The sequence below is a fragment of the Hydrogenimonas urashimensis genome (genome assembly GCF_016593255.1).
GTDB classification, from domain to species: Bacteria; Campylobacterota; Campylobacteria; order Campylobacterales; family Hydrogenimonadaceae; genus Hydrogenimonas; species Hydrogenimonas urashimensis.
This window is the reverse complement of sequence record NZ_AP023212.1, coordinates 1,959,805-1,972,569: the sequence shown is the minus strand read 5'-3', so window position 1 is coordinate 1,972,569 and position 12,765 is coordinate 1,959,805. Positions and strand designations below refer to the sequence as shown.

Annotated in this window: 8 protein-coding genes; 2 read left to right on the top strand and 6 right to left on the bottom strand. The window is 57.4% G+C overall.

What is annotated here, in order from left to right; all coding sequences use genetic code 11:
* Nucleotides 1-30: 30 nt before the first annotated feature.
* The 6 genes from JMG82_RS10125 to lgt form a co-directional block, all read right to left on the bottom strand.
* Nucleotides 31-1,047: an amidoligase family protein gene (locus JMG82_RS10125; protein WP_201352618.1), complete on the bottom strand. Its 1,017-nt coding sequence runs from the start codon at nt 1,045-1,047 to the stop codon at nt 31-33.
* A gap of 8 nt (nt 1,048-1,055) precedes the next feature.
* Entirely contained in the window at nt 1,056-2,207 is a 1,152-nt protein-coding gene (locus JMG82_RS10120; protein ID WP_269089346.1) for a BaiN/RdsA family NAD(P)/FAD-dependent oxidoreductase, read from the bottom strand.
* A 71-nt stretch (nt 2,208-2,278) separates the two neighbouring features.
* Nucleotides 2,279-3,724: a DEAD/DEAH box helicase gene (locus JMG82_RS10115; protein ID WP_236579132.1), complete on the bottom strand. Its 1,446-nt coding sequence runs from the start codon at nt 3,722-3,724 to the stop codon at nt 2,279-2,281.
* 327 nt (nt 3,725-4,051) lie between these two features.
* Entirely contained in the window at nt 4,052-5,428 is a 1,377-nt protein-coding gene (locus JMG82_RS10110; RefSeq protein WP_201352616.1) for a hypothetical protein, read from the bottom strand.
* Nucleotides 5,425-8,817 (bottom strand): BadF/BadG/BcrA/BcrD ATPase family protein, encoded by a 3,393-nt coding sequence (locus JMG82_RS10105; protein ID WP_201352615.1) that lies wholly within the window; start codon nt 8,815-8,817, stop codon nt 5,425-5,427. Before JMG82_RS10105 ends, JMG82_RS10110 begins: the two co-directional genes overlap by 4 nt.
* On the bottom strand, nt 8,814-9,608 hold the full coding sequence (lgt, locus tag JMG82_RS10100; RefSeq protein WP_201352614.1) for a prolipoprotein diacylglyceryl transferase: 795 nt from the start codon (nt 9,606-9,608) through the stop codon (nt 8,814-8,816). Before lgt ends, JMG82_RS10105 begins: the two co-directional genes overlap by 4 nt.
* A gap of 128 nt (nt 9,609-9,736) precedes the next feature.
* Between lgt and JMG82_RS10095 the strand changes: the two genes are divergently transcribed.
* Together JMG82_RS10095 and JMG82_RS10090 are read left to right on the top strand one after the other, a co-directional pair.
* Nucleotides 9,737-11,107, top strand: coding sequence for an FUSC family protein (locus JMG82_RS10095; protein ID WP_201352613.1), 1,371 nt, complete (start codon nt 9,737-9,739; stop codon nt 11,105-11,107).
* Between the two features lies 1 nt (nt 11,108).
* Entirely contained in the window at nt 11,109-12,728 is a 1,620-nt protein-coding gene (locus JMG82_RS10090; protein ID WP_201352612.1) for a TolC family protein, read from the top strand.
* Nucleotides 12,729-12,765 lie beyond the last annotated feature (37 nt).

Here is a 12,765-nt window from a genome sequence, read left to right as displayed (position 1 = left end):
TACGGCTTCCCCGCGGCGAGCCAGTAACGATTACGACTTTTCGACCCATTGCCGTACCCTGTCGATCCACGCCTCTTTTTTGAAAAAAGCTAGGGGGGAATCGAGGTATTGCAAACATTCGTTGGCGAGCTTTTTCAACGCCTCTTCGTCGTTGGCCAGCCTCTCCACCAGAACCCAGCTGTTCCACGCTTCGCAGGTACACCACTCCGCCTCGTCGACCCGGGAATTTGGGAGGCGGTAGTGGTAGGTCGGACGCGCGGCAATCTTCTCCCCCTCCATCTGCGCCATGACCCGGTCGACATCGATCCACGCAAAGAGGGGCAGAAGATCCAGAGCGCGGTTGCGGGTCGGGTTGTATTCGAGATAGTCGTCAATGAGTCCGATCATCGTCGGATCGTAGGAGGGATCGAGCACCAGTTCCACATACTCCCTGTCGAAAGGATCGATGTAGGGTGTCAGGCGGCGCGTCATGTCGGGTTTGATCCGTTCGACCAGATAGTCGTAGAGAAGGAAAAAGGCGCGCAGCGTATTGAGAATGTTTTCCACGGTGATTCGCGCGGCTTCGGGATTGATGTGAAATCCGAAGGCGTAGAGCGGATCGGCTTTCGTGCCCATGGCGCCGTGCTTTCGCAACTCTTCCTTGACCGATTCGATGATGCCGATCCTCTCCAGCGGCAGAGGCGACGTCGAAATTTCGTAGGGAACCACCGTTTCGGAAAGATCCGCGATGAACCGTTCGATCGCTTCGACCGTCTCTTTCTCCAGCGCCTGGTCGAGTCCGATCGTATGGAGCCATTTTTCAAGCCCCGATTCCACCAGAAACTGGAAGTCGAGCACAAGGGTGAAGGTACCGTATTCGGTATCTCGGATTTTGATATGGTACGGATTGATCACATCGATTCTCCCGCCCACTTTTTTCATCACTATCGCGGCGCTTTTGACCAGTGTCAGTCCCGCGTATTCCAGTTCGAAGCCGACCTTCCTGGGTTCGCCGTTGGCGTTGGTCAAAATGGGAGGCTGATGGAATCGTGCATCTTTCATATTCATAAAGGAGATTATACACTTTTTGCCGCGACCACGGCGGAAGAGAAGGCCCACTGAAAGTTGTACCCGCCGAGACGCCCCGTCACATCGATTACTTCCCCCGCAAAATGGAGTCCGGGTATGAGACGGCTCTGCATCGTTGAAGGATCGATCTCATCGGTACAGACACCTCCCTTGGTCGCTTCGGCTTTGGCATACCCGAACGTTCCGGCCGGTGCGAAGGCGTAGGACTTCAGGGTTGAGAGGTTCTGTTTTTGGGCATTATCCATTGCGTGATAAGGGATGTTCGGGAGTCCAAGGGCTTCGAAAAAGGCGTGAACGAAGCGTTTGGGCAGGGGGATTTGCGTGATGGCCGATTTTTTCGGGTTTTTAAACAATCTCCTGAGCCGGATTCCCGGCAGAAAATCGACCGTCAGTTTGCGGCTGTTCCAAAAGAGCGAGGCATCGAGGATCACCGGGCCGCTGAGGCCACGGTGGGCAAAAAGCATATCGCCCGCCATCTTTCTGCGACCCACGGAAACTTCCACCAGAAAGGAGAGGCCGCTGAGGCGTTTCATCCACGCTTCGCCCCGCTGCAGCGTCAACCCCACCAGCGCCGGCCGGGGAGGTACGACCGTATGTCCGAACCTCTCCGCGATGAAAAAACCTATCCCGGACGCCCCCACGCTGGCATAACTGAGCCCGCCGGTGGTCACCAGCAGAGTAGGAGCCTCGAACCGGCCGGCGGAGGTATCGACGACAAAACGCTCTCCCCTCTTTTTAACGCTTACTATTTCGGTACCGTAGGCAAAATCGGCATGGACGGTTCTCTTTTGAAAAAAGTCGATCAATTGTCTGGCGCTTTCGGGACAGAAGTATTGCGACCCTTTGCGAAGCACCGGTTGGCAGCCACCCGAACGCAGAAAAGCCAGCAGATCGTGATGGTCGAAGCGGGAAAAAACCTGTTCGATGAAAGCGGCGTCGCCCAGATAGTACGCCGGCGTCACCTCCGCGTTGGTGACATTGCACCTGCCCCCGCCGGAGATGGCGATTTTGCGGCCCGGCCCTTCGTTGTGGTCGATGACCAGGACTCTGCGACGAGGCAGAAAAGCCGCCGCCATCAGCCCCGCCGCCCCAGCCCCCAGAATAATAATTTGGTAGTCAGTAACCGGTGATGATTTCATTAAAAAATATAGAAGGTCGCGAAGCGACCATTCAAAACTTTTAGTTTTTAGTTTTTAACTTTTCACCGAACTCATCGTCTCCGCCGGTTTCCGCCGCTGCGCCGACGTCCGCCGCTTTTCTTTTTGGGTTTCTCTTCGATGTCGTGCATCGCCATCAGACGCTCGACCTCTTCTTTACTCAGACCGATGCCATCGCCTGCGGCGAGAACGCCCTTTTTAAGAATCATGGAGATGAGTTTGTAAGCGACCTTCTGAGGCGCCATATCCCCGACGAGTCTTTCGTAAATCTTCACCGCCTCCTGGTCGATGTCCTGTTCACGCAGGGCATCGAGAAATCGTTCACTCATGCCTTCGGCGCTCTCTCCGGCTTCGTCGACGAAACCGTACTCCATCTTCGTTCCCACTTTCTGACGGATGCGCTCCAGCTCTTTGAACTCCAGGGGCGTTACCAGCGTTATCGCCGTACCTTTCTTACCCGCACGGCCCGTGCGGCCGATGCGGTGGACGTAGCTTTCCGGATCGAAAGGAATATGGTAGTTGAAGACATGGCTGACGTTTTCGATATTGAGCCCCCGCGCCGCCACGTCGGTGGCGACCAGAATGTCGATGTCCCGGCCGCGGAAACCTTTGATGACCTCCATGCGTTCACGCATCTCCATGTCGCCGTGCAGTCCGCGGGCGTTGATGCCCCGAGCCTGCAGCAGCTCGGCGACCCGGTCCACCTCCCGCTTCATCCGGCAAAAGACGATCGCTTTCGTCGGCTCCTCCTTGTCCAGCAGCCGCACGATCGCTTCGTCACGGTCTTTCTCCTCAATGACGTAGTAAAGCTGGCGTATGTCCTTGTTGGTGGTCTCCTTTTTGGTGACTGAAACAAACTCCGGATGGTAGAGAATATGGCGGGCCAGATCTTTGATCGGTTCGGGCATCGTCGCCGAAAAGAGCAGTGTCTGGCGCTGCTGGGGCAGGTAACTGAAAATCTCTTTGATGTCGTCCAGAAAGCCCATATCGAGCATCTCGTCCGCTTCGTCCAGAACGACGATGGCCGGGTTGAAATCCTCGAGCTTGCCGGAGCTGAGCATATCCAGAAGCCGGCCCGGCGTCGCCACGACCACCTGCGCCCCGCGGCCGATCAGATCGAGCTGGCGGCGGTAGCTCTGGCCGCCATAGACGCTGACGGTGCGGATGCCCGCGAAACGCCCCAGGCTGAAAAGCTCGTCGCTCACCTGGGTCGCCAGCTCGCGGGTCGGAGTGATGACCAGCAACTGTACCCCGTTGCGCCATTCGATGTTGTTGAGCGCCGGCAGCCCGAAAGCGGCGGTTTTTCCCGTACCCGTATGGGCCTGCCCAACGACATCTTTGCCCTCCAGAATCAAAGGAATCACCTTCTCCTGGATCGGGCTGGGTACCTGGAACCCCATGCGCTGAATGGCGCGCATGATCGGCTGTTTGAATCCGAAATCGGAAAAACGCATGGTGGATGGCTGTTCGTGTTCGTGCTCGACGACCTTTTGACTCATGGATAACTTCTCTTTGTAGTGATATATAGCTTTTCTCTCGACACATCAGATGAAATGTCGATCGTCCAGTCTATTTACCGACGGCACGCAAACGCTTCCCAAGCAAGTGCCTTCGGTGCCCATCCGGTAAATATACCTTGGAGAGTATATTTGCGGTAGATGGAGATTGGCGACCGGTACAACCGGTCGATCAGGATGGCGCATTATAGCATATTAACCATCCAGAACCTTGAAGGCGCTCGTAAAAGTAATTTTTCGAAAGAGGGTTTTTCCTAATACAGAACATAAACCGAAGCGAAAGCCGTTTCCTGTGCGGCATTCATGTATCTACCCTTTTGCCCGATGCAGTGCCATCTGCACGCGGGAGTAGAAATTGACGGCTCCTTCACCGGATGTTTCGACGGAGAGAAAGGGAAGCTGGGGAAATTTCGAGGCAACAAGGGTCTGAATGCCGTCGGAGACGGCGGAGGATGGCATGCACCCGAAGGGTTTGACGCTGATGACCAGGTCGGCACACCCCTGTTGGGCGCATTCGATGAAATGCGCCACTTCCATGTGACCCTCTCCGCCGGTGGCATCAAGTGTGTAGTAGGGTTCGGCGAGCCGCGCCAGGCGGTCGACGTCAGGAAGCCTGTAGAAGTCAAGCCCCACGGCTTTGGCATAGAGTTTCCACTGGGCGAGAAGACCGATTTTCGCCAGGCGGTTGAAAACCCAGAATTTCGTGGCTGAAACGTCCAAGAGAGACATGGTGCTTTTCCAAAGCCCGGCACGTTTGGTGGCTTCGTACTTCGCTTCCCAAATATTGAGCAGCAGCCGGGCCGTGGCGGGCTGGGCCATCACCTCCGCGCCTTCCTCTTCCAGAAACCTGAAAAGGCGGTAATTGCCCTCACCCTCCGTCAGTGCCGCCCAAAACTCCCCGATCACCAGTACTTTCGGTTTGTTGAGGGTGTTGTCCAAAGGCACGGCATCGAGCGTTTTTCGGCACCGGCGCAGCGCGAAAACCAAAGAGCGGCGGTTTTCAAAAGCCTCTTCCACCAGCTTTCTGCAGCGAGCGAGCGCCGCATCCACACTGCCTTTCTCTTTTTCATAGGGACGCATTCTGTATCCCAGCAGGGCAAGCATGTCGCCTATCATCACCGCACGCAGCAGAGTCACAAAAAAGCGGGGGGAGAAGCCGAATCCCTCCGTCTCGCCCACCGACTGGAAAATGCCCCGGGTATGCTCGAAACCAAAAATCCGGAACCCTTCGAAACCGGCATCGCGCAACGCCTTTCGGTATTCCGTGATATACATACCGAAGCGGCAGGGGCCGCACCCGCCGGCCGTGACATAGCAGTATTCCCTGATGATCCGTTCGGTGGGAATGCCCTCTTCATCCCGCAGGCGAACAAGATAGTTGACCAGATTCCCCACGTTGAAATAGGTCGGGTTGCATTGTCCCTTGTTGCCGAACGCCTTGCCGGTGCGGAAGGCTTCGAAACCGGGCTCGGGAAGAGGAACGAAACGCTCCCCCAGCGAGCGGAGGGCGGCGGCGATGAGAGAGTCGCGCATCAGCGAAAGGCCGCCGAACAGGATGGTCGTTTTTCCCCGTTCGTCGTCCAAGAACGTGTTGACGATACGCTCCCTCCACTGCGAGATATCGCGATGAAGATAGGTCAGTGAACCGTTTTGGCCGCTTTGGCGTTCGTTGGGGCACCGGCTCACGCTTCGGCCTTTTCATGAAATGTCACATGGGCTTTTACCAGTTGCCGCCGGTACTCCTCCAGCGTGTAAGCGAAGGTTTTGATGCGGATGTTGATGGATCCTCCCGGCTTGTTGGCGTCGATGTCGTGCAGCGCCAGGTGGGGTGTACGGCTGGCGCCCAGAATCTTGTCGATTATGGCGTAGATCGGTGCATCGTGGCCACATTTGAAACTGCTCAGGTCCACGACGGCCACGTTGGGGTGACGGGCAGCGAATTTGGCCGCCCAGACTTTCTGCGCCGAATTGGCGGAAAAGTTCTCGGGCCAGACATCCCGGATATCGAAGCAGTCGGCTACAAGCCCGGCCGCGATCTCTTCGGCGAACCAGCGGTGAAGCCAGAGAGGGTCTTTGGGAATGGAGCGCATCGAAAGCACCGGATACCCGAGCGACTGGAACATCTCCGGAATGTCGTGGTTGAGTCCCGGGTCGGCATGGTAGGGGCGACCCAGTATCAGTAGGACCACACGGCCCTCTCTTTCGGCACTCTCCAGAATCCGTTTCCCCTCCTCCTGCATCTGTTTCTCGAACGCTTCCAGCCGTTCGTAGGCATGGCGCACTGCCCAGTCGTTCTCGTCCCGAGTGATTCCCAGCGGCTCTTTCCAGAGTTTATAAAGCTGCCGGGCCACGAGTTCGGGTTCCGCCAGATCCAGGGCGACGTCGAGGTATCGGATCTTTTTTTCTTCGAATATGTCGCGCTCTTTGACCAGGGCGCTGTAAACCACTTTTGGCGTGCCCGTCACCACCGGGCAGGCCGCATGGCCCATCGCATGGGAGATGCGCGAGGGCAGCGACACGATGGAGGGGAACCAGATATGGGTGATCCCTTTCGTACGGAATTTCGGAGCGAAAAGCAGCGAATGCAGATGGGCCAGTGCCGCCTTGGCTGGGAAACAGGCATCCACCGATCCCTGTCTGGCTCCCTCGAGGTAGCGTTTCTCGCTGGTGAAATCAGAGAAGAGAATCTGCCTTGGCGGTACGCCGAGCGCCGTCAGGTACGACACGAGCAGCGGCGCCGCGTTGTAGAGGTTAAGGACGCGGGGAATCCCCACGACAACCTTCCTGCGTCGGCGACGGGCTTCGGGCGCGGCACGTCGAAATCGCCTAGACAGAGACAAATGGAGCACCGGGGACCAGGAGGTCCCGAAGAGAGGAAGGCAGAGTCGGGACGATATCCGTTCACCCTCTGGGGGCATCTGTGACTCACCGGAAGCCTTCGAAAAAGCCGTCTCAAAAAGCCGTGTCGCATCGGTGCGAACCAGGTTGGGAACAAAGCGCTGCAACGCTTTGCGCTTCGTTTCCAACGCTTTGAGGGCTTCGGGCGATTCGACGGTCCCCTTTTCGCAGGCGAAACCGGCAATGTACCGGACCGGATCGCTGCCGGGAATCCTGGTATCGACAAAAGTGCGGGCGCAGTGGTTGGGGCAGAAGCGACAGCGAGTCTCTTCGTCGGTCCGGGTGGTGTAGGTGAGCTTCAGGGCCTTTTCGAGACCCACGAAAAGGCTGTGCCCTCTCTCCAGGGTGCGGCGTATTGCTTCGATGGCCGCACCGTGGGCGCCGGCTTCGGCACAGTGGGGATGCAGCAGCACCTCCGCCCCCGGCACCTTGCGTTCAATGTAATCCACCTGTGCCTTCAGGGCCGCCAGGTTGCGCTGGGTGCCCCCCTGCAGGACAAATCGTCGGCCCAGCCGCGCCAGGTTGGAGCTTTGCACCACGTACTGCCAGATGTTTTTGGGAAGAACTTTCGCGATTCCCGCGAAAAGCTCCTCTTTGGTGTAGCCCTCTTTTTGAAAATTGACACGGTCGGTATCGAGAAAGACGGCGCAGCCGTAGTTGAAACGGGGTGTCTGAGTCGCTTTGAACGCCACGTCGGCGAACCGTTCCATCGGCACGCCGAACTGCTTCGCCATACTCTGCAGCAGCATCCCGTTGCCCGCGCTGCACTGATTGGAGAGTCGGAAGTTTTTGAGCATTCCGTTTTCGAGGAAGAGCACTTTGATATCCTGCCCTCCCACGTCGCAGATGACATCGACATCCTCCCCGAAGATCGACTGGGCGCTTCGCATATGCGCCACCGTTTCGATGATATTGACATCGGCTCCCAGTGCACTTTCCAGAACGTCGGCGGCGTATCCCGTGACGCCGAAGCCGCGAATCTCCAGTCTGCCGTGGCTGTCGAAGTCGCGAATCTGCCGCAGCAAAAAGAGGATGTCTTCGATGGGGTTGCCCCCGGAGAGGCGATAGGCCTTGAAAAGAATCTCGCCCCTTTGGTCGCACACCACCGCTTTGGAGCTCGTGGAACCGCCGTCGATGCCCAGCCAGCATGCCTTTTTCTCTCCGGGTGCCGTGAAAGATGGCTGCGGCAACTCGTATTTTTTCCTGAAAGCTTCAAGCTCTTCGGCGCTCTCTGCCAGCGGCGCACCACTTCCCGGACGGCGGACCGAAGTGTAGCGGCGCACCGCCGTTTCCAACATCCCAAGTCCCCGGAATGCCGGGGCTTTTTGACGAAAACCGTGGAGAATCGCCCCGAAGGCGGCATAATACTGGGCATTTTCGGGCACGATAATCCGCTCTTCAAGCTCTTCCGGGTCGCAGGGAATGCCTCTTTCGCGCCAAAGTTCCGCGATCCGATAGCGCCAACACGCCTGCAGAAAAGGAAGATAGGTGTTTGGGCCGCCCAGCAACAGGACATCGGGCAAAAGGGTGTTCCCCCTTGTCAATACGGTGAGGTTCTGCATCACGATGGCGTCGGCCAGGGAGTTCATGATCTCTTCCGGGGGAATGGAGTTTTTCAGAAGGTTGACGATATCCGTTTCGGCGAAGACCCCGCATTTGGCGGCAACATGGTGGAGTTTTTCGGGATCGAATTGAAGATTGTGCAGACGCCCTGAAGGCATTCCGATCTTCAGCGTACACTTCTCGATGGTAGCACCGGTGCCCGAAGCACACTTGTCGTTCATCGATGTGATAATCGAGCGGGTGCCGTCATCCGCTTCCCGGAAATGGATGATTTTGGCATCCTGCCCACCCAGCTCCACGATACTGCGGACATTGGGGTGAAAATGCTCCACGGCGAGCACGACGGCATTGACCTCCTGAACGAACCCTGCGCCCAGAGGTTCGGTCAGCGGCGCTGCGCCGGATCCGGTGATATGGGCACTGTCGATTCGTTCGAAAATCTCCGGCCTCCGCCGGGCCAACCCGCTCAAAAGCTCCAGCAGTTTCGCCGCCTGCCGTGTTTCATGAGGAGTGTACTCCTTTTCGACGATATCGAGATCATCGTCGCAGACCACGTACTTCACCGTCGTGGAGCCGACATCGATGCCAAGACGGTAGCGCACCGATCTTTTCACACCCGCTCACCCTTGCGCATCGCTCTTTTGGCAACAACAAGCCAGACAACCCCCAAAAGTATGGCGGGAAAGCTCAACAGCTGCCCGACGGTGAAAGGAAGGCCCGTTACGTAATCGGCCTGCTCCGTTTTGAAATACTCCAGTACAAAACGAACAGAGAACATCAGAACCAGAAAAATACCGGGTAGAATCAGTGTAGCCCGTTTCGAATCGAGCCGGAAATAGAGAAACAATAGAAGGAAAAAAAGCAGAAAATAGGCCGCCGACTCGTACAGCTGCACGGGATGACGCGGAATGCGGTCGATTCTGGCGAAGACGACCGCCCAGGGTACGTCGGAAGGAAGGCCGAGGATTTCGGAGTTGAAAAAGTTGCCGATGCGCACGAAAGCAGCTACAAGGGTCCCGGGTATGCTCATGCGCGAAAGCAGCCACAGCAGCGACTCTTTGTAACGGCGACAGAAGAGCCAGGCGGCCGCGATGACCCCGAGCATACCGCCATGACTGGCCAGCCCCCCCTTCCAGAAGTAAAGAATCTCCAAAGGATGGCGCAGATAACGATCGGGTTCGTAGGCGAGACAGTGCATCAGCCTGGCCCCCACGAGAATGCCGACGGTGGCATAGAGAAAAAGTATGTCCACCATCTCCGGGTCTCTCCCCTCCCGCCTGTAAATGCCGCGCAGCAAGCCGTAGCCCAGAAGAAGCCCCGATATGAACATGAGCCCATACCAGTGCAGCGACAACGGCCCGATACGGAAAAGAACGGGATCGGTCTGCCATACCCAATGTTTCACGCACCCTCCTTTCTACCGCTTAGATGTTTACACGATTATACCATTCGTACCCTCCGATATTTATCATCAAAAGTTTTGTTTTGCTTTGTTATAATTTATCCCGAAACGAATTCACGGGAAAGGGGAGTGTGGAAACGGCAAGCACGGCACGACCATCGCTTATAACACGACTTTTTCGTCTTAGCGATCAAACCCATTACGCCATCAAAGTGGCGCTGGCGGTGACCCTGGCCTATCTCATCCCTTTCGCGTTGGGATGGCAGTGGGCATCCACCGCGGCGATCACCGTCATCGTCATCGCGGCGAGCCACTCGATGGGAGAGTCGCTTTTCAAGGGGTTCCTGCGCATCACAGGAACCCTCATCGGTGCGGTGCTGGGAATCGCCCTCATCGCCTGGCTGCCACAGGAAAGGGCGCTCTATCTACTTATACTCTCTGGCCTGGTGACGCTGTTTCTCTATCTGGGATACGCCTACCAGGGGGATAAAACCATCTTCATGCTTTCGGCGATGACGATGATGATCGTCTTCCAGGGCGGCAAAACCGACGGTCTCTTTCTCTACGGTGTCAACCGTGCCACCATGACCGCTTTTGGCGTCATACTCTTCACCCTTGTGAGCATCTACCTCTGGCCCTTCGGTTCGCATACAAAAGTAAGAGACGAAGTGACCGACACAGGCATTCCCAAAGGAGCGAAATTTCTCCTTTTCGACCCCGACCATCTGCTGGGAGCGCTGGTGACTTTTCTCATCTTCTGGACGGCGACGCTGGCATGGATCTGGTTCAACCCGCCCGGCGGTTTCTATCTGGTAACATTGGCAACAGCCATTTCGCTCTATACGGTCTTCTCCCCCATCGCCCACCCTTCGCTGATGATCGCAGTTTATACCCTCTCCTTTCTCTTTTCGACACTGGCCTATATTTTTATTCTGCCCCACCTGCACCAAGTCATCGGTTTGGCTCTCTTTCTTTTTGTCTATGTGTGGTTGGCCTTTAGGCTCTTTCAGCCGGAGGTGGCCCTTTTCATCGCCATGGGCCTATCGGTTATGAATATCCAAAACCAGATGACTTACAACTTCGGGCTTTATCTCAACTTTCTTTTTCTTTTTTACGCCTTCATGTTCCTGCTGCTGCTTTTCGCGTACGTTCCCTTCTCGAGCAGGCCCGAAACGATGGTTTTGCGCACCCTCGGGCGTTTCGAAAGGCTCGCGAACCGAATCCTGTCGCCGGCGGCGACCCCCTGGCAGCGATTCTGGCGAAAAGAGGCGCAAAAGATGCTGCTGCCTACAGCCCAAAAGCTGCAGATCTGGATCGCCAAAACCAACTGGGAATGGTTCGGCCTGAAAAAGGAGCGCTTCGAGCAGGCGGCGGCGGAGTGCCTGGAAGCGTCGGTCGAATGCCTGCAGGCATCCGACACCGCCCCGACAAAGCTGGCAGCGTGCATGAAAACGCTGCGAACCCTGCCAAAAGAGCCGCTGCAGGCACATGGGAGATTCTAAGATGGCGTGGACGGGACGCATCGCGTTGCCGGTGACGGGGCTGGCGGCGCTGCTGCTTCTTACGGGGTGCACGAAACTGGGGCCCGACTTCCACGGCATCACACCGCCCCCTCTCTCAGAGTCGCTGAAAAGCGACCGGAATGTCTCCGACGACGACCTGGCCGATTGGTGGAACATCTACGAAGACGAAACACTCGATAGGCTCATCGACAAAGCCCTCTCCCAAAATCTCGACCTTCAAACAGCGGGCCTTCGGATTCTCCAGGCCCGGGCCGCACTGGGGATCGCCACCGGGCTGCAGTATCCCCAGGCCCAGACCCTCTCGGGCAATGCCATGAGCTCCTACCACAGGTACCATATCGACAGCGCAAACCTCTCTTTCGACCTGGCATGGGAGGCGGATATCTGGGGCAAATACGCCCGCGGCATCGAAAGCGCCGAAGCGACGCTGATGGCCCAGGTCGCCTCCTACCGGGCCGCCGCCGTCTCATTGCTGGCCGAAGTGGCACGCAGCTACATCGACTACCGCACCACCGAAGAACGGATCGCCTACGCCGAGCGCAACGTGGCGATACAGGAGCGGGTGACCCGCATGACCGAAGTGCAGTACAAAGCGGGGAATGTCAGCGAACTGGACATGCAGCAGTCCCGCACCCAGCTTTACAACACCCGCGCCGCACTGCCCGCCATGCACCTGGCCGAAATCCGCATCATCAACGCCCTGGCGGTTTTACTGGGCACGACCCCAGAAGCGGTGCGGAAGATCCTTGGGCCCCGTGACCACGACCTGCTTCAACAGATCAACGAGGCGATCGCCACCAACAACCGGGGGATCATCCAGCTGGCCGAAAATGAAAAGAATCTGCTGGCGCCGCACTACATCCCCGAGCCCCGTTTCAACCCTGACCGCATCGTCGACGCGTCACTGCTGATACGCCGCCCCGACATCCGGGCGGCCGAATATATCGCCCACGCCGAAGCGGCACAGATTGGCATCGCCGAAGCGGCGCTCTACCCCAGCTTCAGGCTTCTTGGCTCCATCGGCTACAGCGCGTCCGACCCCAATCCGGTCGTGCCGTTCCTGACAGGCTGGGGGAGTCTGAACGAAAACATCACCATCGCCGCGGGGCCGGGCTTTTCCTGGAACATCTTTCAGTACGGCCGACTCAAAAACGATGTCCGCCTCAAAGACGCCGCCTTCGAAGAGAGCCTGGTGCGCTATTCCAAACGGGTACTCACCGCCGCCGCGGAAGTCTCCAATGCGCTGAATGCCTACCGGTTCACACAAATCCAGCTGCAGGAGCGCGAAAAAGCACTGGAAGCGACGGTGCGTGCATTCAACATCTCCGTCACGCAGTACCATGACGGCCTGGTGAGCTACCAGCGGCTGCTCAGCACCGTCGAAAAACTGACTTTCGCCCAGGACGCCTACGCCCGCACCAAAGGAGAACTGGCCGTCGACGCCGCCCTGCTCTACAAAGCCCTGGGCGGCGGATGGCAGGCAACTGATGGCCGCAGCTACCTTTTTCAAAAGAGTCGGGCACGGATGAGAAAAAGAGGGGTCGACTGGGGTCACGGGCTCGACGAGAACGCCACACGGATGCCGAAGGGGTGGAAATGAGAGATTTGGTTATCGGGGGTAAGCGGTCGTTGGTTGT

Coding starts and splice junctions, on each gene's coding strand:
- JMG82_RS10125 (WP_201352618.1), bottom strand. CDS start 1,047: ATGAATATGAAAGATGCACGATTCCATCAGCCTCCCATTTTGACCAAC.
- JMG82_RS10120 (WP_269089346.1), bottom strand. CDS start 2,207: ATGAAATCATCACCGGTTACTGACTACCAAATTATTATTCTGGGGGCT.
- JMG82_RS10115 (WP_236579132.1), bottom strand. CDS start 3,724: ATGAGTCAAAAGGTCGTCGAGCACGAACACGAACAGCCATCCACCATG.
- JMG82_RS10090 (WP_201352612.1), top strand. CDS start 11,109: ATGGCGTGGACGGGACGCATCGCGTTGCCGGTGACGGGGCTGGCGGCG.